Genomic DNA, 26,081 nt, shown 5'->3' on the forward strand with positions numbered 1-26,081 from the left:
CCTTGAAGATTTTAGCTTTCGGTGATTTAACAGATGTCGCACAATGGCGCAACAGGGATATAAAGAGATCTTTATGCCAAATGTAATTTTGACAGCCAAATAAAAAACAGTCATAAGCGGCCAAAATTACGCCTATGTTTTGGTTATATAGATGCGCCTTTGTCGGTTTTATGATAAACACTATTATAATAGATATCGGAATTTGTGACTCGAATTTTTCTCGAATTCTTTGTGGATATATCACGTGAAACACTTAAATAACATTTTACTTGTTTTCAAAAAAGCTATTCAGGTGAGGTTAAGCGTATGAAGGGGATTATTCTTGCTGGTGGAAGCGGAACAAGACTTTATCCGGCAACTTTGGGAATTTCGAAACAACTTTTGCCAATTTATGATAAACCGATGATTTATTATCCGCTGGGTGTTCTTATGTTGGCAGGAATCCGTGATATTCTTATTATATCAACGCCGCGTGATCTCCCGCTGTTTCATCATTTACTCGGCGATGGCAGCGCTTACGGAATTAATTTTTCTTATGCCGAACAAGCCCATCCGAATGGCCTTGCCGAAGCTTTTAAAATTGGCAAAGAATTCATTGGTGATGACCATGTGTCGCTTGTACTTGGCGATAATATTTTTTTCGGTCACGGCCTTGCGAACCAGCTTGAAAAAGCGAAATCACTCAAAAATGGCGCAACCGTATTTGCCTATCGTGTCGATGATCCCGAGCGTTATGGCGTTGTAAGTTTCGATAAGCAAACAGGCATGGCAGAATCACTTGTTGAAAAGCCGGAAAAACCACTTTCCAATTGGGCTGTTACCGGACTTTATTTTTATGACAATGATGTTGTTTCATTTGCACGAGATTTAAAACCTTCTGCTCGTGGAGAACTTGAGATAACCGATATTAATAGCTTATATCTTGCCGAAAAACGTTTACAGGTTGTCCGACTTGGACGCGGATACGCATGGCTTGACACGGGCACTCATGATAGTCTTCAGGATGCATCGTCTTACGTTAGAGCGATTGAGAAACGACAAGGCATCAAGGTGATGTGTCCAGAAGAAATCGCTTATAATAACGGCTATCTGACAGCAGATCAGGTTTTAAAACGGGCTGATCAGCTAGGAAAAACCGGTTATGCAGAGTATTTGAAACGTCTTGTTACGGAGATCGGTAATGATTGAAGTCAATAAAACGCCTATTCCCGATGTTTTTATAATTCAGCCTAAAAAATTCGGAGATAATCGCGGTTTTTTTTCTGAAACTTATAATGCCAAAGATTTTTCGGCTCACGGTATCAACGACATTTTTGTTCAAGACAACCAATCTTATTCTGCTAAAGCCGGTACTTTAAGAGGATTGCATTACCAACTTACCCCGCACGCACAAACAAAACTCGTTCGTGTAACGCGGGGACGTGTATTTGACGTTGCCGTTGATATAAGACGCGGTTCACCAACTTTTCTCAAATGGACAAGTGTTGAACTTTCACCTGATAAATGGAACGAGTTCTATATTCCAGCGGGGTTTGCTCATGGTTTTCTAACTCTTGAGGACAATTGTGAATTTGTCTACAAAGTCACAGACTATTATGCTCCCGAATGCGATCGCTCTATACGTTTTGACGATCCTGACATAGCGATCAAATGGCCGATCGACCTTGCCCATGTCGAGCTTTCAGAAAAAGACAAAAATGCACCATTTTTAAAAGATGCCGAGCTCTTCAATTTTGCGGAGATGACAAAGTGAAAATTCTTGTGACTGGCGGTGCAGGCTTTATCGGGTCGGCATTGTGCCGACATCTTGTTAATAAAGGATATGATGTTTTTAATGTTGATAAGCTGACCTATGCAGGAAATCTTCAATCTTTAAAAACATTGGTTGGTAAACAAAACTACCATTTCTATCGCTTGGATATCTGTGACAGTGATGCTGTTTTTGAAATTTTGGAAAACGAACAAATCGACGCCATTATGCATCTTGCCGCCGAAAGTCATGTAGATCGATCGATTCTCGGGCCATCAGCGTTTATTGAGACAAATATTGTAGGTACTTTTCGTTTATTGGAAGCAGCGCGCCGTTATTTTGAGAAATTGGATCCTGCCAAACAAAAGACATTCCGCTTTCACCATATTTCTACCGATGAAGTTTTCGGAGATCTGCCATTTGATAGTGGTATTTTTACCGAACAAACACCGTATAACCCGTCTTCTCCTTATTCTGCCTCGAAAGCCTCATCGGATCATCTGGTGCGCGCTTGGCATCATACCTATGGGTTGCCAACTGTTATTTCCAATTGTTCAAATAATTATGGTCCATACCATTTTCCCGAGAAACTTATTCCACTTGTTATTCTCTCTGCGCTTGATGAAAAGCCACTGCCTATTTATGGTGAAGGAAAGAATATTCGCGATTGGCTTTATGTCGAGGACCACGCACGGGCTTTGGAAACAATTGTCTGCCATGGCAAAATAGGCGAGAGCTATAATGTTGGCGGACATAACGAACGAACCAATCTTCAGGTCGTCGAATCTATCTGTGACATTCTTGATGGATTAAAGCCCCGTGCCAATGGAAAATCCTATCGGGAACTCATTACATTTGTTAAAGACCGGGCCGGACACGACAGGCGTTATGCGATTGATCCAACGAAAATCATGACAGAACTTCATTGGAAACCGCAGGAAACTTTTGATACAGGTTTGAAGAAAACCGTCCAGTGGTATCTTGACAATAAATGGTGGTGGCAGCCGCTAAAAGACCGCGCAAAAATCGCTTGAAAAGGGAACAACTGTGAAAATTCTGGTCACCGGCAAAAATGGTCAAGTTGCGCAATCTATGCTGCATTCGACACAAGATGGCGTTGAAATTGTTGCACTTGGTCGACCCGAACTTGATATCACCGATAAAACTTCAATCGCAAAGGCTGTTCAGTTTTATAAGCCTGATATTGTTGTCAACGCCGCTGCCTATACTGCTGTCGATAAGGCCGAAACCGAGATTCAGAAAGCATTTGCTGTCAACAGAGACGGTGCCGGAAACGTTGCCGAAGTCGCGCAAGAAAATGGTTTGCCGATCATTCATATTTCGACAGACTATGTCTTTAACGGACAGAACGAAAACGGCTATAAGGAAGATGATGCTCCAGGGCCACTGAACGTTTATGGCCTTTCCAAACTCGAAGGCGAATGGGCTGTAATAGAAGCCAATCCAAACCACATCATTTTGCGCACCGCCTGGGTTTATAGCCGATTTGGAAATAATTTTGTTAAAACGATGATCCGGCTGGCGCAAACGCATGATGAAATAAACGTCGTGTGCGACCAGTGGGGGACTCCAACAAGTGCCGATTTTATTGCTGACAATATCATCGCTATCAGCAAGCAAGTAACAGGTAAAATTCCACCACAAAATTGGCGTGGTATTTTTCATCTTGTTCCTGACGGAAAAACCAATTGGGCTGATTTTGCTCGCAAAATATTCAACTCGACAATAACAGCCAATAAAAGAAATTTTGTTGTTCATTCTATCCCGTCCAAAGAGTATAAAACGGCATGCGTCAGGCCGGCCAATTCTCTGCTCAACAACGTCAAGATCAAAACATGTTTTTCTCTGACATTCAAAACCTGGGATATTTATTTTAACGAAAAAATACGTTAGACCATTGCGAAGAAAACACTTTTATTTTTTACGGACGAATATAGATTATAATGAAAAAAATAGACACCTATTACGGGGAAATGGTTGCCGACCTTCCTGAAAATGATCTCATTTATCGCTGTCTGTCTGAATATGGTGAGTGGGGATTGCTAGAATGTTATTTTTCCTCTACTATTCTTAAGCCAGGATATGTAGCAGTGGATATCGGTGCATTTATAGGCACTTTCTCACTCGGTTTATCAAAGTTCGGAGCCAAAAAAATTATTTCCGTGGAACCGAATCCCGTAGTACTTCCATCACTAAAACAAAATTTGGATAAAAATAGTCATGTTCCTTTTACCGTGGTTGAAGCGGCCGTTGGAAAGCTGGATGATCGACGTTATACATTATCTGTGGAACATGAAAATCTCGGCGGAACACATCTTGTCGAAGCGCACGGCACGAGTGACAAAACGGTAAAAGTTGTACCTCTTTCGAAAATTCGAAAACAATATGGTGACTATGACTTCTTGAAGATAGATGCTGAAGGTCATGAAACCGATATTATTGAGAGTGATAAAGATTATATAAAAAAGAGAGCTAAAATCATATTTTTTGAAGAAAACAGCGATAGCTCTCATCAAACTGCAATCAAGTTTTTATTGGAAAACGATTTTTACTTATATCTATGTGCGTTTCCTGCGTTCAACAGAAACAATTATAATTCTTCCAATAAACATTTACTTAATATAGCACGCGAATCCAATGTTCTCGCTTCGCGCTTTCCCGTAGCAATGTGTGACGAATTGAAAGCACTTGGATGCTTCATGTGGGAGTTCAAATCAACTAAAGAGTTCAGTCATCTACGTTCTTATATTCCCAGATGGGGAGAGATAGAATGGGAGAACTTGAATAAATTCGAGTTATTAGCTTTGTTGAGTAAAGCCGTTATTCAATTAAGAACTTCTGATGCCGATAGCGGTCAATTAGCTGAGGTAAAAGTTTAATTATGTCGAATCCCCCTCTACATAATCAAGAAAAAAAGGCTATTGAAGATATTATATTTAATTCGAAAACTATATCCGAAAAAGAAAATAGGTTAGCGTTCCATCTTCATTCAAAGAATGAACTGCTTGATTGTGAAACACTTAAGAATATATTTGAAGAATCAATCAGCAATTATGATAAATTAATTATTTCATTTAGCCACGACAATTATCTTGAAAATAATGGTGGCATTCAAAAGTGTATAAAAACCGAAGAAGAAGCTGTCCATCTTGAAGGAATAAGTTATCTTCACATTTTTCCAAAGATAGCAAGAACTTGGTTAGTCAATGACAACCTCGCAGCCGATTTACCTTTAGGAATAAATCTTAACGGTAGAAACATAGGCACTACAATCGCAGATAATCTGATATGCTCTTTAAAGACTTTGCCTGTAAACGAAGCGGATAGCATTATACATTCACCATTAGGACTAAATCTACGCTCAATCATTGACATTGGAACTTCATTACAATGCCAGGTGAAGTGGTATTTTTGGATACATGATTACACAACCTTATGCCCGAATTTTAATCTGTTACGGAACAACGTGATTTTTTGCGGTGCACCTGTTTCTAATTCTAAACAATGCGAAAATTGTAATGCAGGATATGATCGCATTAACCAAGCTAAAGAATTCAAAGATTTTTTTGATGAAATCAAACCTGTTGTTATTTCGCCTTCAGAGTTTGCTAAAGAATTTTGGTTGGATAAATCAAAATTACCATATCATTCTATCCGTGTTATTCCGCATTATAGGTTGGGTGAAGAACATAAATGCCGGATTGACAAAACCAATCAAAATTTAAAAATCGCTTTTGTGGGCACACCTGTATATCACAAAGGTTGGAACGATTTTATCAACCTTATTTCCGCCTTCAACGAAAAACCCTCCCCCTTTTCATTTTACGTTTTCGCTAGCTATGCTCCACGTTCGAAGCAATATGACTTTGTAAAAGTTGTTACAAACGCTGAAGAAACTGCCCAGATGCGTGATCAACTCATAAAACATGATATTGACATCGCATTCATTGGTTCGCTTTGGCCGGAAACTTTTTGTTTAACCGCTTATGAAGCAATCGCTGCTGACACATTTGTCGTAACAAATTATTTGTCGGGAAACGCTGCTAAAGTTGTCAGAGAACAGTCCCACGGCTATGTCTATCGCGGTATACCCGATCTCGTAGAATATTTAAAAGATTCTGAAAATTACCGATCAATTATAGACCGTCGTTTAAACAAAAAATACCGTTCGCTTATTTTAAGTAAGATGACATACACAAACACTTAAAATTGGATTAGTCATTATGAATTTGATATTTACAAGCTGCACATTCGGTTACCTGGCAAAAGCACGCGTATTAGCGCAATCCTTTAAAAAGTATAATTCAGATTATGAATTTGCTCTAGTTATGATAGATAAAGAGCCTGACGGTTTTATTTTTAATCTTGCGGAAGAGCCATTTGATACTGTCTATTATATTGAAGACATGGGACTTGAGAACTACGAATCATGGATGTTCGGTCATGATGTTGTTGAACTTTGTACTGCCGTAAAAGGACCTTTTCTAAAAAAGTTCACAGACATGGGGTACGATAAAATTGTTTATCTGGACCCTGATATTGCCGTTTATAACAGCTTGTCGCCTATCATAGATTTGTTGGATTCGCATTCTATTATTGTCACACCTCACCAAGTAACACCTGAAGATGAGAAAATTGCTATTATTGATAACGAAATTGCTGCGCTCAATTACGGCGTATTCAATTTAGGGTTTCTTGCGATTCGCAATGATGTAAACGGTAAGCGACTTGCTAATTGGTGGAATGACAGATTGCTCGAATATTGTCACGATGATCTTCCCAGAGGACTATTTGTAGATCAGAAATGGTTTGATTTAGTTCCAGCAATGTTCGACGGCGTTTATATTTTACGTGATCCAGGATATAATGTTGCCAGCTGGAATTTAAGTCACAGAAAAATCTCTATTACCAATAAATGCATTTACGTGAACGGTATTTTTCCATTACGTTTTTACCACTATACAAAACTTGGACCGGTTGGTCGCACAATGACAAAACGTTACGCAAAAGAGAATCACGAAGTTTTCGAGCTCTGGGACAAGTATGAACATATGGTAGAAGAAAATACGCCATTAAATCTCCCTAGCAAATGGTGGTACTACGGTATGTATCGGGATGGAACACCAATTGAAAAAGCGGAGCGTGTACGATACCGTAGTATCCCGGATTTAAAGAAAGTTTTTCCTCATCCATTTTCCCAAAAAGATAGTATCCGGAATGAAAGTGGATTCAGCAAAGAGAACGGCCATGTTTTAATCGAAAATAATGCAGTTGCGAGTATATCAAAACATAGAAAACGAAAAACTATTGGCATTTTTATCGAAAAGAATACCCGCTCTCTACGACGTTTTTTTGAAAAAAACACACGTAGTATCAGACGGCTGTTCAAATAAAAGGATCCGATTTTCCATTTATTGTCTTGATAAGTCCCAATGCTCTTCAACGATATAAGGCCCGCCGCCAATTGACTCGTGCGATGACATCATCACAAAGCGGTTGACCGGAAAATACCCCGTTTCAAAATGGCCATGTGAAGAAAGATAGGGCAATAAATCGTCAAGCCTCACCTGTTTCAGGCGAGCAACTGTCACATGAGGAATATATTTTCCTTTATCCGATTTGAGGCCAAGTCTCTTGGCAATACGATCAATGTCGCTTTGTAAAAGCAGCAGCTCCTCACATGGTTCTACGCTTGCATAAATCGAATGCGGCGTTTTCGAACCGAAGACACCAATTCCTTTCAGACGAAGGTTAAATGGCTTTCTTCCAATATGATCAAGTGCGTGAACGAGTTCATCAGCAATTTCATTGCTCATGTCACCGAAGAAGCGCAATGTGATATGATAATCCTCCACTTCGATGAAACGTGCACCAGGTAAACCGCCTCGCAACAGTGACAAGGACAATGCGGCATCATGCGGCACTTCCAATGCGGCAAAAAGTCGGGGCATCATTATTCCTTACGCGTTGTGGGTGACGATGAAATGAACGCCGGAAGGTGATTTCCGGCAAAAGCAATATTCATCGTTTTAATAATCTTTTTCATAGAAAACACCAACACTTGAATCACCTTGTGCGCCAAGTGCGCCTTTGGCTTTCAAGTTTTTGGAAATATCCAGATTGACTGTTCCCTTTGTATTGCCACCGGAGCCAGCTTCGACACCGAGATAGATATTATCGCGAATATAGCGACCCGCTTTAACACCGGTATTTCCCTGTTTATCTGTCACAACATCAAGATCATCAAGACCTGTGGTCGAGCGTAATGAACCGAGAAGCGACGTATTGGTAACACCGGCAAGTTCGGCAGCAGCCGACGCAAGTTGGGCAATCTGGAAGGGCGACAGTTCGCTGATAGAGCGATTGAAAATCAAACGGGCGAGAACTTCGTCCTGAGGCAAGACAGGAACCGAAGTAAATGAAACACTCAATGCATTGATTGTACCGCTAACGGTTACCGTTACTGTAATATCGCTTCCTTGCGTGGTTGCAACAAAATTGACTTCAGGATTGAGATTACCGACAAGTGTTACCGTTCCTTCGGTGAAGGTAAGGCGTTGAGAAAGAATTTCAAACCGTCCCCGCAACATCTGGAAACCGCCGACAGGATGAATTTCATTCACCGGCCCGAACAAACCGATTTCGCCACCCAATTCGACATCAAGCCCCATGCCACGAACAAAAATCTGATTCGGTGCACGGATATGCAGTTTTAGCTGAACAACGGAAGGTTTTGCGGGTGCCGTTGCAACTTTGTTTTTGCCGGTATCGATTTTTGCGCGTTCAAGCGTTGTTTCGATATCTTTTGTAAGATTCTTATGTTTGACATCAATAAGAGCAGCCCCTCCGAAACGATCCGGAACGGTAATTTCTGCCTTCTCGATTGTTAAATCACCGCCAATCACCGGATTATTCAACAGCCCACCTGTGACTGTTAAAGTGCCATCAACCGTCGCAACAACCATCTCTCCATCGCTATAACGTGTATGATTGAGGCGAACAGTCATATCGGCGGGCATGCCAGCAGCAAAATCTGTCGAGATAGAACCATTTGCAGAAATTGTTCCTCCAGCAGATGATGAAGCGTTAGCACGATTAAGCACAATGCGCTCGCCACTCAAACCGGCATCAACCACAATATTGTTCAGCCGCAAATTGCTTTGCGGGTCAATGAATGTGCCATTTGAAAGAGCTAAATGACCATTAAGCTCCGGCTTTATGAAGGAACCTCTAACGGTTGCATCAACATTTGCCGAGCCGGAAACTTGCGCTCCACGTTCAGCGAGGAACTGGTTGGCAATCCCCATAGGTGCCGAGCCTTTGACGTGAAGATCGATACCGTCGCCTTTGACCGGAATGCGACCATTCGCCGACATATTAAGTCCTTGCGGCCCGTTGGCGTTGAATTGTTCAAGATTAAGAACATTATTTTCATAATGCGCCTCAGCATTCAAACTGATTGGCGTAAGGCCATTTTTTGCCAACAAATCGGCTCTCAAGCTCTGGCCTGAAAGATTGAGTGTTGCCGTCGGTGCTTTCAATTGTCCGCCAATATGAGCGTGACCGGAGACCGTTCCTCCAAGATTCTGATTGGACACAAAACCATTTGCGAGAGCAACGGGCAAATTTTTCAAATCAATGTCAAGATCAAGATTTCCTGCATCCAGCGGTACTTTGCCACTGGCTTCAACATCAAGGCCGGAACCGGAAATTCTGGTATCAATATTGACCAATTTGCCATTGGTTCTGCCCTTTGCATCAAGTGCAAATGGTGCGATCTTTTTGTCTTTCAAAAGGCCAATCGACAGACCTTCGCCTTTAACATCAAAGGCGACATCAGGTGTGTCCGGCGTTCCTTTTATATCGGCTTGACCGGTTAAAGTGCCGGTTGCACGAAGATCCGGTTTTATCAGATTGGCAAGTGAAACGGGCAAATGATCCATTTGCAACTCTAAATCGAGTTTTGACCCGCCATCGCCTTTTAGAGAAAATTTCCCGCCATTCACATCCAATATCAAAGGTGAAATGTGATAGCTGTTATCAAACAAAATCACAGAAGCCGGATTTAATAGTTTCGCATGAACCGTATCCTGCGTGACGTTCAAAGAATCAAATTCGACCGTCAGCCGCCGGTTATCCCCTTGTCCGTTTTGCCCGTCGTCCCCGTTTACTGCAGGATAGATCAAGAGACCGGCTAGGTCGGCCTTGATAGTATTCTGGACATCTGCCGAAACCTGGAAAGCGGTTTTTCCATCCATATCTTTTGCTGTCGCTTTTATGGTATTGGCGACAAAATTGGCAACACGAATATCCGAAGCATTGACAAAGCCATTGACACGGAAAGCACCTTTCGGGTCATCGAGCGTCAAATTCATATCAAGGCTTTGAACATGATTTTCGCCAAAAACCAGTTTGTCGACGTGGGCTTTCAGACGACCGCTTTGTTTTCCTTCACTTTCGCTTAAATTAAAGTCACCCGTCATAGCGCCATGGCCGTCAGTGAGCAAAAGCGCACTCAATGTTGAAATATCGCGTGCATCAATATGGATATTTCCGTCAATCAGCCCTTCCAGATTTTGCTTCAGATTGCCGTTCACATGGGTTTCGCCAACGAGAATGTCCAGATTGTTCAGACTTTTGAACTGGTCATTATCGAAAAAACTTCCGCTTAGTTTCAGTTTTTCACCGCCAAAAAGGCCGGTACCGTCTACCGAACCGCTCAAATAGGTGGCGACAGGAGAGGTGTTATCAAGAACAGCATTGGCAAAAATTGCCGTATCCTGCATTTTCTGACCCGACAAAATTGCTTCTTTTATCTTCGCTCCGAGACTTAAGGCAACAAGACGGTTATGGCCGCGAGCGGCGCCCCGCAATTGAACGGCCCCATGCATACGGGAGTTGACGAGATTAAGGTCGGAAAGCGCAAGCTGATAGTCCATATCGGCTTCATCACTCGAGAAACTGCCATTGGCTTCAAGCTTGATATGATCGTTACCGATCAACAGGTCACGAGTTGTGATCCCGTGTTCGTCGCGTTTTATTCCGCCTGATAATTTTACATCGCCCGCCAGCAAACGATCCAAAGTCTCATTGCCGGTTTTCAAAGCGACAGTTTTTCCGGAAAGATCAAGATCGAAAGAACCACCGACAAGGCCGATGATACCATTTGCCTCAATATCGGCCGCACCCGAGAGCGGTTTTCCGCTCAACATTGCCAAAGGTTCCAATGTATCGGCTTGAATGCCGAGATTTCCCTTGAATTCAAGCTTTTCGACTTGCCCCTTCAGCCACAAAGCAAGGCCGTTAGCGGAAAGATTGACAGTGCGTATAGTAACCGGTTGACGGGCAAGAATATCGGCATCGACTTTCAAATTGACCGATTTTCCCAAGGCCTCCGAAATCTTGCTCTTCGGCGTTGCCATACCGTTGATTGCGCCGGTAATCTGCAACCCGACATGACGATTATTGACGTCATCAAGATTTTCCTCGTCCCCGCCCATATCGACGGTTATATCGTGGGCAACGAAATTTTCGTTTGCAAAATTGTTGACGATAAATTGGCCACTCCACATCGGGCTATCATTGCGTCCATAATCGATATTAAGCGCGATATCGTCAGCACGCGTATTACCGCCTGCAACCGGCAAAATAAGCGAACCACCTGTTTGCGCTTTGACCGATGCTTTTACCGCCAAACGGCGTAAAAAACCGTCTGACAATGTTTCTGCATTTGCAGCTATATGAACGCCTTCACCATTGATCGAAAATTTGTCAAGACGAAAGCCGCCGCCGTGTTTGAGTAACGCATCAAGCTCAAGCTCCGTTCTTGCCCCGAAAAACGCCCGATATTCGTCCGGCATCAAAAGAACAATCGGCCCTGACAGATTAACATTTATCGATTTTCCGCTTTCTGTGCCCTGAAGCTTGAATTTACCATTCAGTACCGGATCGGCACCAGCTTTCATCGCAAGACCGAGCTCGAAATTATCAAGTGGTCCTTCGCCTTTTGCAATCAAAGCGAGCGAAGGACGATTTTTTATTTTTAACAGATTGGCAACAATGCCGTTTTCCGGCTCCGAGACTTCGATATCAATTTTTGCCTTATTGGTGCTGTTCGAGATATCGGCCAATACATCAAAATCACCGGATTTATCCAACCGTTTCATGACAAGTCGCGCTGCAAGATCGCCATCGGCAAGAGTTATGCCGCCATTCAACGACACTTCGGAAGGAAGGCCGAAAAGCGCCTCTCCAAACGCAACTTTCTTTGCATCAAGTGATTTGATGCTTATTGCAACTGGCAAGTCCGGTATAGAAAAGCCTTTCGACTGTGGGCTTGGCGCAGAAGAATCAGGCAAAGGTTTCCTGAAAATATCAATCTTCTCGGCTGACAATTCATTAATGGACACTTGTCCGCGTAATAGTGCCAAACGATTCCAGTCAAGCTTGGCATTGGTGATTTTGAGCCAGATGCCTTGTCGATCGGCAACCGTAATCGAGCCGATCGTGGCGTTCGACGATAAAGCTCCTTCAATACCGGTAAAACGGATTTGCCGGTTAGGTGAGGAAATCTTGCTTTCGATGAATGACAAAACCCATGATTTTTCAGCCGCAGCCGTATCATGACCGGAGGGCAAAGAAGTCTCGGCGAAACCCGCCGTCAAGCCTGCAAAGATCAGGAACAACGCGGTCATCAAAGCTGAAAGTGAAAAATTTTTCATCATCAGAACGCCTGCCCTATGCCGATATAAAAACCTAAATCAGGGTCGCCCACTGCACCATCAAGAGGTGCTGCCACATCAAACCGCAATGGTCCAAGCCCTGTCATGTAACGAAGACCGATACCGGCACCCACTTTGGTGTTTTCCGAAAAATCGGGTGTGGAATCAGCGCCGACAACACCGGCATCGACAAAACCGACGAGACCGATTGTATCGGTAACCATTGTGCGCAATTCTGCCGAACCCTCGACGAGCGAACGACCACCAATTGTATCACCGGTATCGGTTCTGATACCGATATTTCGATAGCCATAGCCACGCACCGAACCACCGCCACCAGCAAAGAATAGCATATCGGAGGGGATTTCGCGCGCTTCCGGACCGGTAATCGAACCGATCTTTGCCCGCGTTGCAATGACATAGCGATCTTTTGCATCAAGCGAAAAATAGGAACGACCTTCCAATGTCATCTTGCCGATAAAGTTTCCATAATGAATTTCGTAGATCGGCTCCAGAACAGCTTCACCATAAAGTCCGTGTTTCGGATCGGATTTATTGTCGCGGCTATCATATAATAATCCACCCAAAAACCCGACCGGCGTAAAATCACGGTTGCCAAAATAATCATCTTCCGACTTTGTCTGGGCAGCATTGAAATAAATCCGCCCTGAGAGCTCATCGGTAAATATATGTGTTAAACCCAGCTGTCCGGTAATGCCTGTCGTGGTATAATTATCCAGAACCTCACGTTGCCCTTTGAGACTTGCAACAAAATCGGTGTCGGGCGTAATGACACCCGGGCGAGTGAAAGTGGTTCCCAAAAGATAGCCGAAGTTTTTCGGGTTATAAGAGTCATCCTGACTGCCGCCAATACCGGTAATCTTTGCGTCAAATCGCAAGCGTTCCGCATGACCGAAAAGGTCGCGGTGCATCCAGTAAGCTTCAAGCCCCGCGCCATCAAGTGTCGAATAGCTACCGCCAACACCAAAACGATGGAGCGGCCGTTCCTGAACTGTGAGATTAAGCGGTAAACTGCCGTCCGCCTTGATCTTGTCGGCTTCCCTCACATTGGCAGCACGAAATACATCAAGTCGTGCCAACCTTTTATTGGCTTTGGCAATATCGTCGGGGTCATATTCCTGCCCTTCTTTCAATCCGGTCATCCATGCGACATAGGCTGAATCCATCCTTGGTTTGTCGCTGACATTTTTGACTGTCAACGGACCATAACTGGCTTTCTGACCCGGTTGAACCTCGATATTGGAATCGATTGTATTTGTTTGGTGATCGGCTATAACTTCACGGTTTTTTACGCTTGCCTTGGCATAACCTTGTTGACGCCACCCCTCGATGGCAAGCTGTTCTGCCTTGAAGACAGAGCTGGATTTGGCAACATCACCAGTTGCATAGCCTGAATCGGCAGGAAGAGGAACCTTGTCCTTCTTGTCATCGGTTTTTGGCGCCAGGTCATGAACACTGGCAATGCCGAAATGGTATTGCGGACCGGTATCGATTGTAATGACAATATCGGATTGATCGGGCAATTCCGCATCGGGTCGAATATTGGCTGCCTCCGCACCATTGACTTGAATACTGATCGTACCGCCGTAATAGCCTTCGGCATAAAGAGCGGCTAAAATTTTCCTGTAATCACCACGCGCTTTGGCGAGAAGACCCGCAGAGCCAGAGGCGGGCTTATCATCGTCTTCAACAAGCGAAGAAGCTGCTTTGACAATTTTTACGCCTGCTTGCGGAGCACCCTCGGCGGCGACAACTTTGACCTTATAATGTTTTGGAACACCAATAACATCGGCGTTTTTATCATTCTGATCTTTTTTACCCCATAAATGGATACCAAAGAGATCAAAAGCACTTGCTTCCTGTGGATAAGAAAAAGCGAACGCAAAACAGGCTATGATAGCGACAAGAGCGCTTCCTGCTTTCAACGTCGATTTTTTACCCGATATCACCAAAACACTTAACTCTTGACCGTCAGACTCTTGAATTTACCCGTTTAATCAATTCGAATATAGCGCCCTTGAAAGCCGAACCCACAGTTTATCTCATCAGATTAAACAAAAGGCACTGTTCTAAAAACTTCTCTCCCCCATGCGTTAGCATAGGCTACTTCTTATTCATACACCGACAACCATGATTTTGCTTCATTTTCGTCAAGGAAGTGTTAAGCGATAATTTTTGTCATATCATGACAACATACATATTTTTAACGGATGTTCTTGAAATGTTCTTGATTTCCACCCGAAAAAATGATTGTTTCATTTTGACACAACGCAGGTGAGAACAAGACAAATGGTTGCACGTATTACGACTGTTGCCTTTTCCGGCATCGAGGCTTTACCCGTCGATGTACAGGTTATGATTGCCAATGGTAAAATGGGAATGTCCATTGTCGGCCTTGCCGACAAGGCAGTTGCCGAAAGCCGCGAACGTGTGCAAGCAGCACTTCATGCCTGTGGATTATCCATGCCGGTCAAACGGATTACCGTCAATCTTGCTCCCGCTGATTTACCCAAGGAAGGTTCCCATTATGATTTGCCGATTACTGTCGGGCTCATGGTCGCAATGGGGCTTCTTCCGACAGAAGTCGAACAGGAATATGTTGTTCTCGGCGAATTGGCACTTGATGGTTCAATCGCACCTGTAAGTGGCGTCTTGCCCGCAGCTATGACTGCTGTTGCTTCCGGCAAAGGACTGATTTGTCCGGAAAAATGCGGACCGGAAGCTGCCTGGGCAGGTTCAGACATAAAAATTTTGGCTCCTTCAAGTTTGCTTGCACTGGTCAATCATTTCAAAGGTTCCCAATTTTTATCGTCTCCGCAACCCCGCCAATATATTATTCAGGATAATCTGCCCGACCTTGCCGACATCAAGGGACAAAGTGCAGCCAAACGTGCGCTAGAGGTTGCCGCAGCCGGACGCCATAATCTTCTGTTTGTAGGTCCGCCCGGAGCCGGAAAATCCATGCTGGCCGAACGTTTGCCATCCATATTGCCACCTCTTGATGCACGCGAACTTCTCGACGTTTCGCTCATTGCTTCGATTGCCGGTGAAACAACGAATGGTTCTGTTTCCATTCATCGACCTTTCCGCGCGCCCCACCATTCGGCATCTATGGCTGCCATGGTCGGTGGCGGTATCAAGGCACATCCGGGAGAAGTTTCGCTTGCTCATAATGGCGTTTTATTTCTTGATGAATTTCCGGAATTTTCGCCGCAAGTTCTCGATTCCCTGCGTCAACCGCTTGAAAGCGGGGAATGTGTTGTTGCGCGCGCCAACCGGCATGTCAGCTATCCGGCACGCATCCAGCTTGTTGCTGCCATGAACCCTTGTCGTTGTGGTATGGCGGGCGAACCGGGGCATGTTTGCGCCAAAGGCCCGAAATGTCAGCTTGATTATCAGGCACGTATTTCCGGCCCGCTGCTTGATCGCATAGATTTACGAATTGATGTCCCGGCTCTGTCAGCACTTGATCTCATCAAACCGGCAGAAGCCGAACCGAGCCGCGTTGTCGCCGAACGCGTCAGAAAAGCACGGGATATACAGGCTAAAAGATATGCAGAACTGGGAATGCCCCGAATCCGCACCAATGGCGATTGTCCTGCAAATCTGATCGAAAAAGTTGCTCTTCTTGATGATGCGGCAACAACGTTGTTGCAAATAATAAGTGAAAAAATGCGCCTTTCAGCACGCGCTTACCATCGTGTCCTGAAAGTTGCACGCACAATTGCCGATCTTGATGGTGCGCCACAGTTGACGAAACATCATCTTGCCGAAGCAATTTCCTATCGTTTAGGCAATGAGCGGCTAAAAGCTGTTGCTTGAATACTGTTGCTCGAAGCATGAAAATGACGTTCTATGCGCATTTTTTGCACTGTTCGAAATTTCCACAACTAGGCTCGCATAATTCATAGTTACATAATCCAGAATTACACTGTGAAAATGAAATATGGAGCTTTTTGTCGAAACAAAATGAACTTCCGAATGGTCTTCAAGCTTTTTCAAAAACCGGTTGATCGAACATGATGCGGTTCTAACAGCATCGACGCCTTTACCTGCGGGTGAATGATATGAAAATCAGGGTTCCGGATTTTGTTGCCGCTGTTTATTTTTAAGCAGCAACCGGCGATCAATGCATTCAAATATTTTTTAAAAACGCGAATATTTTGCAAAATTTCCGATTTGACTAAAATGACAAGAGCAAATGGATTCATAACGTTCAGATCACCTGAATACAGGTGCGCGCCCGGGCTTTCCGGCGCATTTTTTGCTTGATCAGTCGTTTATTGTCTTATTCATTTTTGACGGTTTTTTATCTTCCCTAAAAGATTGAAACAAAAGTTTTAAAAGTGCTGGACAGGTGCCGATCAAGTGATGAAATTTTCATAGGCTCCTCATTTTCCAGCTTGTCATCAAACGGATTGAAAGGCGCAAAATAAAAAGCTGAAAAACTTAGAAGTCTTCATTCATAAAAATATTTTAGTGAAAATCGCGGGATTTTGGCAAAGCACGGAACTGACGGGGATGACGGGCCACAGGTTCACTTTCAATCGCTGCAAAATGTTCGGGAATTTCGCTCAGATTGATAATGTCCATACTTCTATCTTCGATATAAGAGGCAACAAGATGGGTAACACCGGAAGAATCCCGTTGTATTTTACCTGTTATCAATAGGAGCTTTCCCCCCATGACCTCGCGGCGAAAGCGCGCCATTATTTTTGGCCAGACAACAATATTGGCAATGCCGCTTTCATCTTCCATTGTCAAAAAGACCACACCCTTGGCACTGCCGGGCTTTTGCCGGACCGTAACAATACCGGCAATTGTTGCCATAGAGCCTCCTGCAATTTCCATTGCTTCATGACAGGTAAGCACACCCTTTTTCACAAGGTCGTTTCGCAAAAAACTCAACGGATGGGCTTTGAGCGACAAACGCGTTGTCTCATAATCGGTAATGACATGCTCGCTCAATTTCATTGGCGTAAAAATAAGCGGGTCTTCTTCACCAAGATCGGATTGTTGTGCTGCTGCAAACAATGGCAAGTTTCCATGATCGGGCAAACGGCGCACCGCCCACAAAGCCAAACGTCGCTCTTTATTGATACTTAAGAAACAATCGGCATCGGCAAGAAGCTCGAAGGCGCGTTTTGGTAACATCACCCGACGATGCAATTCTTCAATCGACGAAAACGGCTCTTCGGCTTGTTGAAGCTCGATTCTTTTTCCCCATTCAATCGCAAAACCGTTGATTTGACGAAATCCCAATCGCAAAGAAAAACCGTTGCCGTTTTTTTCCAGACAATGGTCATAATGGCTATGATTGACATCGACCGGCAAAACCTCGACACCATGATTGCGGGCATCCCGAATAATCTGGGCGGGGGCATAAAAACCCATAGGTTGGGAATTAAGAAGAGCGGTCGCAAAAATTTCCGGATGATGACATTTGAGCCAAGCTGAAACATAAACAAGATGGGCAAAGCTTGCAGCATGGCTTTCAGGAAAACCATATTCGCCGAAGCCTTCAATCTGCTTGAAACAATTTTCGGCAAAATCGCGCTTGTAACCTCGTTTCACCATTCCCTCGACCATTTTTGCCCGCATGGTATGAATGGTTCCAACCCGCCGGAACGTTGCCATGGCACGACGCAAAAGATTGGCTTCATCGGGCGTAAATTTGGCAGCTTCTATGGCAATGCGCATTGCCTGTTCCTGAAAAAGCGGAACACCCAAAGTTTTTCCCAGAACACGTTGCAATTCGTCAGGTGGGCCGAATTGTGGTGAAGGTGAAGGATAAACCACTTTTTCCATATGGTTGCGACGGCGCAAATACGGGTGCACCATATCGCCTTGTATCGGGCCTGGACGGACAATAGCCACTTCAATAACCAGATCATAGAATTGTTTCGGTTTCAATCGCGGCAACATGTTCATTTGTGCCCGGCTTTCAACCTGAAAAACTCCGATCGAATCGCCTTTCGACAACATTTTATAGACGCTTTCATCTTCCCGCGGCACATCATGCAAGCCATGGCTGATATTTTTATGACGTTTCAAAAGATCAAAAGCTTTGCGGATCAAAGTCAACATCCCCAAAGACAAAATATCGACCTTCATCAATTTGACAGTGTCGATATCATCTTTATCCCACTCGATGAAGCTGCGGTCTTTCATGGCAGCAGGGCCGATCGGCACGGTTTCATCAAGCCTTTGCTCGGTCAAAACAAAACCGCCGACATGCTGTGACAAATGCCTTGGAAAGCCGACCAATTCATGAGCAAGACGTAGTGTCAAACCAATCATCCGGTTTGTCGGGTCGAGTCCTCTTTGAGCAATCTCCTCATCGCTCACTTTCTTGCCAGATGTGCCCCAGACAGTCGAGGCAATCGCACCTATAATATCTTCGCTCAAGCCCAAAGCTTTGCCGACATCGCGAATGGCACTGCGACTGCGATAACAGATGACCGTTGCAACAATTGCAGCTCTATGACGACCATAACGACGATAGATATATTGCATCACTTCTTCGCGCCGCTCATGCTCGAAATCGACATCAATATCGGGTGGCTCGTTACGCTCTTCGGAAATAAACCGCTCGAACAACAGATCAATCTGTTGCGGATTGACATTGGTGATGCCCAAACAAAAACATACTGCCGAATTTGCGGCCGAACCGCGCCCCTGACAAAGAATGCCTTGCGATTTTGCAAAACTGACAATGTCATAAACAGTCAGAAAATAGGGAGCATAGCGAAGCTTTTTGATAAGCTTCAATTCTTTTTCCAGAAGCGGTCTTACACTGCCATAAGCTGTTTTCGGGAACCTTTCAGCCATGCCTTTCCAGGTCAATTCTTCCAGATAGGATTGTGGTGTTTTACCGGCAGGAACCGGCTCGTCCGGATAGGAATAGGAAAGGTCATCAAGTGAAAAGGAAATGGGGGCTACAAAATCCTGTTGCGCTTTGATTGCAACGGAAAAATTCCGATAAAGCCGTTCTATTTCTTTCACCGGTTTCAGATATTTCTCGCTATTGGCTTGAAGAGCAAATCCGGCTTCGTCAATTGTTTTATGAAGGCGGATTGCTGTCAGAATATCTTGTAAAATGCGCCTTTCTTCACTGTGATAGAGAATATCGGCAGCAGCAATAAGGCCAACGTTAAAATTTTTGGCCATTCTTGCCAGATATTCGCCATAACGGGCATCTTTGCCGGTAAAATTCATCGGCAAACCAAGAAAGACTTGACCCTTTGCCACCTGTTGCAAGTTTTTCAACGTGTCTTCCAGTCTTTCGCCATCTGTGACAATGATCTGGAAACCGCGCGCACGAAACAAAAAATCTTCAAACTTTAATTGGCAGGCTCCTTTTTCGCCGGATTTTGCTTTTCCTTCGCTTAGCATCCGGCACAACATGCCGTAAGCTTTTCTGTCTCGTGGATAGACAACAAGATCCGGTGTTCCATCCGAAAACACCAACCGACAACCGACAAGATAGCGGAAAGAAGGGTCTAGTTTTAAAACTTCCCGTGCCATGGCAAAGCCGCGAACCACACCGGCCAATGTGTTTTCATCGGCAATACCGATACCGGCATAGTGAAGGCGCGCAGCCTCGCCCACCAGCTCTTCGGGATGGGAAGCCCCTTTTAAAAACGAAAAATTGCTTCTTACAGACAATGCAAACATGCTGCCGCCTTATTTTGTCTGGTCGCTTTCTTGGCGAAAAGATTTTTTTGCCCGACGTAAAGACATGTTTTTTAAAAAACCGGACTTTCTGGTAGAGAACAAAAACCCTGCATAATGCATAAACTTGCCTTTAAAATTTCTGGAAGCTGATAGATTTCAGGCAAATAAACCATGCAGAAACCATTTTGTTTGCGGATATTCGCCATAACGGAATAGCCAGAAACGTTCGCCATTTTCATCTTCCACGCGATAATAATCACGATCGGGACTCGAATGTTTCCACCATTCGGCACTGATACGTTCAGGCCCTTCGGCAAGGCGGATTTTATGGACAACCCGTCGCCAGCGAAAAGAAGCTGGCGGGTCATCCGGCAAAGCGGCAATGACATCAATGGGCTGTGGCGGGCAAAAAAGCCTGATAGGGCGTTCTGGCGGATTGGGACGAAGCGGGAAAAATCCTTGTGCTTTCAATTGCGCATCCAAAGCTTTCAAAGCTTCGGTGTGCGGTTTATGACGCTGTGCTATCCCCCAAAACGCTGCATATTCGGGAATATGACTTTCTTTTGTACCAGCCACCAGAACATGATCTGCCCCCAAACGGGTTGAAAGCCGATCAACCAGTTGCCCGATTTCTGCCGGTTCCAGATCGTCGTTGACAAGTCCGGTCTGAACGGGGCGAAGGGGAGCGGAACGACTTGCCGAAAGAGCCAATGTGTCATAACCGTATCCCGCATCAAGCGGTGTTTTCAAGCTTTTCAACCGTTCCTCAAGAAGCGACAGAAATTGTGTGGGGTCGCTCAAAGGGCGACCGGTCTCAATGCCTATCCGGTCAATATGCCCATCAACCCGATAAAGAATGATGTTTACCATCAGACATCCAAGACCGAGCTTCGTTAAACGCTTGAAAAATTCTTTTGCCAGAACAAAAAACTGTTTTTCAACCATTGTTACATCAATCAATGGTTCTTCCAAACGTAATGACAAATAAAGGGACGGGGGTGGGCTTATGAATGAAAGCGGTTCCTGTTTTTTTCCATAAAGCGCATCAAGGCGGGCAGGCAAAACCTCGCCAAAGCGCGCAGCCAGTGCTTTTGGTGAAACCGCCTGAATATCTTTGAGACAATGAAAGCCGGCACGGCGAAGTGCCAGTTGGACATCCGGCTTTGCTTCAAGTGCCGGTAATTTCAGCCGATCCAGTGTTAAAACAAAATCTTCTTTTGTGACAAAACGGTTGACGCCAAAACGGGCAAAAGCCCGTGCGGCTGCGGGTGTTATTGTCAGTGCCGAGAGTGTCTCAAGCCCAAGTCCCTTATAATAAGCGGTCACTTTTTCGAGCATTTTTTGTGGCCCCCCGAAAAGATGATCGCAGCCTGTTACATCAAGTATCAAACCAAAGGGAAGGCTATAGGCAACAAGCGGGGTAAACCGTCCGGCATTACGGGCGAGATATTGAAGATAGTCCTTGTCGGCTTCTTCTGCTTCATTAATCGTTTCTATTCGTTCACAAAGGCTGCGTGCATGAACCAGAGAAAGCCCCGGATAAAGGCCGACATGTGTCGCCGCCTCATTAACATGAACGAGCCTAAGTCCGTGTACAGAACGGCCGACCACAACAAAAGGTTTTGTGAAATCCGGCGTTTTTTCAGGCGGCAAAACCGTCTTCAGACGGTCTATCGGCAGGCGAGGAAAAGCGAGTGCCAGATAGAGCCGGTCGTGTATGCCGTATTTCTTGGGGTTTTGTAAAAATCTGGTCATGGATGTTCCATTGCATCAGCCAATGTCCGGTATATCCGGTTCTATTTCGCAAAAGTGTGATATCATAATTTGTTAATCCCGGTGCTTTTGCACCCGAACTTTCAGAAGGTGCTGCTTTGATTTGCCAACGTGTGGCAGCGTTGCTGTTTTTCAATGCTTCTTTGCCAAGCACCAGAACAACCGGCGAATGTGCTTTTTCTGCTGCCAGATGCAAACGTCGGGTGGCTGTAAAATCAAGTGCCCGACAGGCCCCCGAAAGGCTCAACAACAAACCGCCGACACGAGACGTTGCCAATGCATCATCAGCCGCTTTCAAAACATCTTCAGCCTTTGGACAACGCACCAGAATAAATCGCGCGGGATCAAGCCCGAAAGCAGAAATACCGACAGGATAAGGAATGCCATATTCTATTTCTGTGCTTTCTTCTTCCAGCCAGATAAAAGGGCAGTTTGCCTTTTCATTGCGTTTGAGAAGGCCGAGAGAAAAACCGGTTGCACTATTCATGGCAGCAGGCCCGGAAATAACTTCATGCAAAGCATAAGAAGGAAATGGACCGGCCTCGAAATCGGCAATTTCATGCCCGAGATAAAAATAGCCTTCAGGAAGAGCGTGTTTTCCCTTGCCCTTTCTATTGTCATCCATAGAAAAAGCGACAGTTTTTCCTTCCATGCGGGCAACAAGGCGACGTAACTGGGTTATATCCGGCATAAAAGACTCGCAACAATGTTCTTGTTTTGTTCTATTATGGAATCGAACATAAATCAGAGTCAAGTGGGAGATTTTGCAAAAGAAACTGCCCGCTTCAATTTTGGAATATCCTTTGAAAAGTCTATTTCGAGATGCCTCATGCAAAGGATTCCTGAAACCGGAAACTTGTAAAATTATACGCACTTCCTACTTCTATCATTGTTAATGAAGCGTGCTTTAAGAACATTTTTCCTGATGGGATTTTAAGATGGATAAAACGACAATCGACAAAATTTTGAAGCCCGAATCAGAAAAGACACAAAAGAGTCGTGCGGCAAAAGTACGTGCGGCTTTCTGGAAAACAGTTCGCAAAGCAGCTGGCCACATTCCTTTTATGGAAGATGTCGTTGCCAGTTATTATTGCGCATTCGACCCTAAAACACCGACACGTGTACGCGGCATTCTTCTTGCAGCACTCGCTTATTTCGTGATGCCTTTCGATCTCATTCCCGATATGTTGGCCGTTATCGGTTTCACGGATGATATCGCTGTTTTAACAATCGCGATTTCGGCAGTGCGTGCCCACATCACCGACGCGCATTATCAGGCAGCCCGCAAAGCATTGGAAAAAACCCCGATTGAAACACCCGAAAAATAGTTTTTTTGGGAGAAATTGTAATTTTTGAACAAAACTTCACCTTTTGGTAACCATAAACTAGTCAAAATTGCATGTAACAACTTTCGGTATATTGTGAGAATGATATGCCGGTTTTTAAAAAATCGCCGGTTTGAAGCCACATGGCTTTGCCAATCGAAAATAAAAAGTGAGCTGAGTATACGATGTTTGGAAAAACTTTTGTTGCTGCGTCTGTCATGATTATGGCTGTTGCCGGAATTGCTTCGGCACAAACTCCGACACGCATCAACCAATTTGATGCATGGGGCGCCTATTCCTATAAATCCGGAAACAACACAGTATGTTACGTGCTTTCCGCGCCAATCACTGCGGAACCCAAATCGGTCAACCATGGCGACAACTATTTCCTCGTCAGCAAACGCGCAGGCAATCCTGTTACTTATGAGCCGCAATTCATGGCAGGCTATGCCCTGAAGGACAAAGTCACTGTTTCCGTCGACGGCAAGAATTTTGAATTTTTCACCAAGGATTCATCTGCCTGGGCGGCTTCACCGGCCACAGAAAGCCAGCTCGTTGCAGCCATGAAAAACGGTTCCAACCTTTCTGTCAAAGCTGTTTCCCAGCGTGGAACAAATACAAGTTACACCTATTCCCTGAAAGGAATTACCGCAGCTCTCAATGCTGCACAGAAATGCAAATAACACAAATTTTATAGTTTTCACCAGTTTCAGGCACTGCATCATGAGATTGTCATGGCGCAGTGCTTGTTTTATGGCGCATAAGTGTGGTGACGTTGGCTTGCTTTTATGCTAAATCCGCCAAGACAGAACTTTATTCAGAGCTTTGGAAAGTATGAGCGTATCCTACGATCTTAGACCTATTGGCGCGACTTCGCTTTTGCGCCCTGCCAAAATGGATGAAACAAAAGCATCCCTTATTGGCTTGTCGCGCGCTGAAATGGCAAGCGCATTACAGGAGATAGGCGTACCGGAACGTCAGACACGCATGCGCGTGAGCCAGCTTTGGCATTGGCTATATGTACGCGGTGTTTCCAATTTTGATGACATGTTCAATATTTCCAAAGACATGCGTGAAAAAATGAAAAAGCATTTTTCCATTGCCCGTCCGGAAATTGTCGAAGAACAGATTTCCCGCGACGGCACGCGTAAATGGCTGTTGCGCTTTCCCGCCCGTGGTGCCGGAAAACCCGTTGAAGTCGAAATGGTTTACATTCCCGAAGAGGGCCGCGGCACTTTGTGCATGTCCTCGCAAGTGGGATGCACTCTCACATGTTCATTCTGTCATACGGGCACTCAAAAACTGGTTCGTAACCTCACAGCCGAAGAAATTCTTGGCCAATTGCTGATAGCCCGCGACCGGCTCGGCGATTTTCCGGATAAGGACACACCGGACGGTGCCATTGTACCGGCAGAGGGGCGCAAAATTACCAACATCGTCATGATGGGAATGGGAGAACCACTTTATAATTTCGAGGCCGTGAAAAAGGCACTGCTTATTGCTTCGGATGGTGAAGGGCTATCGCTTTCAAAACGTCGCATCACATTGTCGACATCCGGTGTCGTACCGGGAATTTTCAAAACCGGTGAAGAAATCGGCGTGATGCTTGCTATATCGCTTCACGCAGTTCGCGACGAATTGCGCGATATACTGGTTCCTATCAATAAAAAATATCCGTTGGCCGAATTGCTTGATGCCTGTCGTGCTTATCCGGGACTATCAAACGCAAAACGGATAACTTTTGAATATGTCATGCTCAAGGATGTCAATGACAGCCTTGATGATGCCAGAGGTCTGATCAAACTTCTGAAAGGCATACCGGCAAAAATCAACCTTATCCCTTTCAATCCCTGGCCGGGAAGCAATTACCAGTGCTCCGATTGGGAACAAATCGAACGGTTTGCCGATTTGATTAATCAGGCCGGTTATGCTTCACCGATAAGGACACCGCGCGGGCGCGATATTCTTGCCGCTTGCGGGCAACTTAAATCACAATCGGAACGTTTAAGAAAATCGGAACGGTTAAAACTTGAAGCCATGATGATTGCCGGACATGGCGACTGAAAATGGTGGCTCGAATAGGAAGTGACATGAAAAGTATTACAGCATTTCACATTACATGGATTTTAGTCGGCTGTATCTTTGCCGAAGCTGCATTCATGATTGTACAAATCGGCTTGACGGTTCTTTTACTCGAGCATGATATAACGTTGCACGATCTGTTATCGCCAAACAATCCTCTCTACGCAGTTCCGCCCCATTTCCTCATTGTGGGTGTTGTCTTCATTTTGGCAATTATCTATGGCGAACACCGCCATTTCTACAAAATGCACTATTATTTATTGTCAGCCCTCGTAGCCGCCATTCTTTATTTCATCTCTCTATGGCTGAGCGGAATGGCACTTTCATTTGGTGAAACTGTCATCAATCTTATAGCTTCTCTGGTTTCTGGCGGTGTTTACTGGTGTATCACACCGCGTCGCTATAATCGCCGCTCATTGGCAAGCCTCAAAAACAACTAGGCTTCGCGACTACGCCGTTCGACCGGGCTTGCAAAACATGCAAACCCGGTTTTTTTAGGCTGAATTTTACTCGTTTATATCGCCGGTTTTTATTTTATCGATTAGCAAATCTTTTTTTAAAGCGCACCCGATATACTTTTCCAAGCTTGAACTATTTTAAGCCTAAAGATCACTCGACATGATGCTTTGTCATGCCCCTATGTTCCAGTCTACAAAGCTGATAAAAGCTATTTCCCATTCTTGTAGAATTGAATCATATCTGGTCGTATCG

General features: G+C 44.7%; 18 protein-coding genes. 12 read left to right on the forward strand and 6 right to left on the reverse strand.

Features of this window, described 5'->3' with window-relative positions; all coding sequences use genetic code 11:
* Nucleotides 1–306 precede the first annotated feature (306 nt).
* Genes rfbA through PEB0122_RS01435 form a run of 7 tightly spaced genes read left to right on the forward strand, consistent with a single transcriptional unit; the run spans nucleotide 307 to nucleotide 7,164 of the window.
* Nucleotides 307–1,188 carry a glucose-1-phosphate thymidylyltransferase RfbA gene (rfbA, locus tag PEB0122_RS01405; RefSeq protein WP_075915297.1) on the forward strand — a complete coding sequence of 294 codons (882 nt, stop codon included), beginning with the start codon at nucleotides 307–309 and terminating at the stop codon, nucleotides 1,186–1,188.
* A complete protein-coding gene (gene rfbC / locus PEB0122_RS01410; protein ID WP_075915298.1) occupies nucleotides 1,181–1,753 on the forward strand; it encodes a dTDP-4-dehydrorhamnose 3,5-epimerase in 573 nt (190 codons plus the stop codon). The genes rfbA and rfbC overlap by 8 nt, the downstream gene beginning before the upstream one ends.
* Nucleotides 1,750–2,784, forward strand: a complete 1,035-nt coding sequence (gene rfbB / locus PEB0122_RS01415; RefSeq protein ID WP_075915299.1) for a dTDP-glucose 4,6-dehydratase — start codon at nucleotides 1,750–1,752, stop codon at nucleotides 2,782–2,784. The genes rfbC and rfbB overlap by 4 nt, the downstream gene beginning before the upstream one ends.
* 13 nt (nucleotides 2,785–2,797) lie before the next feature.
* The gene (gene rfbD, locus PEB0122_RS01420; protein ID WP_075915300.1) at nucleotides 2,798–3,664 is read left to right on the forward strand and encodes a dTDP-4-dehydrorhamnose reductase; all 867 of its coding nucleotides are present in this window, start codon (nucleotides 2,798–2,800) and stop codon (nucleotides 3,662–3,664) included.
* 50 nt (nucleotides 3,665–3,714) lie between these two features.
* On the forward strand, nucleotides 3,715–4,650 hold the full coding sequence (locus PEB0122_RS01425) for an FkbM family methyltransferase (protein ID WP_075915301.1): 936 nt from the start codon (nucleotides 3,715–3,717) through the stop codon (nucleotides 4,648–4,650).
* Nucleotides 4,651–4,652: 2 nt separating this feature from the next.
* The gene (locus tag PEB0122_RS01430) at nucleotides 4,653–5,978 is read left to right on the forward strand and encodes a glycosyltransferase family protein (protein ID WP_075915302.1); all 1,326 of its coding nucleotides are present in this window, start codon (nucleotides 4,653–4,655) and stop codon (nucleotides 5,976–5,978) included.
* 16 nt (nucleotides 5,979–5,994) lie between these two features.
* Nucleotides 5,995–7,164, forward strand: a complete 1,170-nt coding sequence (locus PEB0122_RS01435; RefSeq protein ID WP_075915303.1) for a glycosyltransferase — start codon at nucleotides 5,995–5,997, stop codon at nucleotides 7,162–7,164.
* 18 nt (nucleotides 7,165–7,182) lie between these two features.
* Here PEB0122_RS01435 and thpR read toward each other — a convergent pair whose 3' ends face one another.
* From thpR to PEB0122_RS01450, 3 genes are all read right to left on the reverse strand, one after another.
* Nucleotides 7,183–7,722 carry an RNA 2',3'-cyclic phosphodiesterase gene (gene thpR, locus PEB0122_RS01440; protein ID WP_075915664.1) on the reverse strand — a complete coding sequence of 180 codons (540 nt, stop codon included), beginning with the start codon at nucleotides 7,720–7,722 and terminating at the stop codon, nucleotides 7,183–7,185.
* A 78-nt stretch (nucleotides 7,723–7,800) separates the two neighbouring features.
* Nucleotides 7,801–12,495 (reverse strand): translocation/assembly module TamB domain-containing protein, encoded by a 4,695-nt coding sequence (locus tag PEB0122_RS01445; protein WP_075915304.1) that lies wholly within the window; start codon nucleotides 12,493–12,495, stop codon nucleotides 7,801–7,803.
* A complete protein-coding gene (locus tag PEB0122_RS01450) occupies nucleotides 12,495–14,462 on the reverse strand; it encodes an autotransporter assembly complex protein TamA (protein WP_225867774.1) in 1,968 nt (655 codons plus the stop codon). Before PEB0122_RS01450 ends, PEB0122_RS01445 begins: the two co-directional genes overlap by 1 nt.
* 340 nt (nucleotides 14,463–14,802) lie before the next feature.
* On the opposite strand from PEB0122_RS01450, the gene PEB0122_RS01455 reads away from it, so the two are divergent.
* On the forward strand, nucleotides 14,803–16,335 hold the full coding sequence (locus PEB0122_RS01455; protein ID WP_075915305.1) for a YifB family Mg chelatase-like AAA ATPase: 1,533 nt from the start codon (nucleotides 14,803–14,805) through the stop codon (nucleotides 16,333–16,335).
* A gap of 654 nt (nucleotides 16,336–16,989) precedes the next feature.
* On the opposite strand, the gene PEB0122_RS01465 is transcribed toward PEB0122_RS01455, so the two are convergent.
* The 3 genes from PEB0122_RS01465 to PEB0122_RS01475 all read right to left on the reverse strand — a co-directional run bounded on the left by PEB0122_RS01465 (nucleotide 16,990) and on the right by PEB0122_RS01475 (nucleotide 22,654).
* Entirely contained in the window at nucleotides 16,990–20,190 is a 3,201-nt protein-coding gene (locus PEB0122_RS01465) for an error-prone DNA polymerase (RefSeq protein WP_075915307.1), read from the reverse strand.
* Nucleotides 20,191–20,346: 156 nt separating this feature from the next.
* Complete coding sequence (locus tag PEB0122_RS01470) at nucleotides 20,347–21,945, reverse strand: Y-family DNA polymerase (protein ID WP_143238779.1); 1,599 nt, start codon at nucleotides 21,943–21,945, stop codon at nucleotides 20,347–20,349.
* Complete coding sequence (locus PEB0122_RS01475) at nucleotides 21,833–22,654, reverse strand: ImuA family protein (protein ID WP_075915308.1); 822 nt, start codon at nucleotides 22,652–22,654, stop codon at nucleotides 21,833–21,835. The genes PEB0122_RS01470 and PEB0122_RS01475 overlap by 113 nt, the downstream gene beginning before the upstream one ends.
* A 247-nt stretch (nucleotides 22,655–22,901) precedes the next feature.
* Here PEB0122_RS01475 and PEB0122_RS01480 point away from each other — a divergent pair, with 247 nt between their 5' ends.
* From PEB0122_RS01480 to PEB0122_RS01495, 4 genes are all read left to right on the forward strand, one after another.
* Entirely contained in the window at nucleotides 22,902–23,291 is a 390-nt protein-coding gene (locus PEB0122_RS01480; protein WP_075869595.1) for a YkvA family protein, read from the forward strand.
* A 182-nt stretch (nucleotides 23,292–23,473) separates the two neighbouring features.
* Complete coding sequence (locus PEB0122_RS01485; protein WP_075869594.1) at nucleotides 23,474–23,971, forward strand: invasion associated locus B family protein; 498 nt, start codon at nucleotides 23,474–23,476, stop codon at nucleotides 23,969–23,971.
* A 151-nt stretch (nucleotides 23,972–24,122) separates the two neighbouring features.
* The gene (gene rlmN, locus PEB0122_RS01490; protein WP_075869593.1) at nucleotides 24,123–25,352 is read left to right on the forward strand and encodes a dual-specificity RNA methyltransferase RlmN; all 1,230 of its coding nucleotides are present in this window, start codon (nucleotides 24,123–24,125) and stop codon (nucleotides 25,350–25,352) included.
* Between the two features lie 26 nt (nucleotides 25,353–25,378).
* Entirely contained in the window at nucleotides 25,379–25,810 is a 432-nt protein-coding gene (locus tag PEB0122_RS01495; RefSeq protein WP_075869592.1) for a hypothetical protein, read from the forward strand.
* Nucleotides 25,811–26,081 lie beyond the last annotated feature (271 nt).

This window comes from Ditibartonella apis (genome assembly GCF_001952075.1).
GTDB lineage: Bacteria > Pseudomonadota > Alphaproteobacteria > Rhizobiales > Rhizobiaceae > Bartonella > Bartonella apis.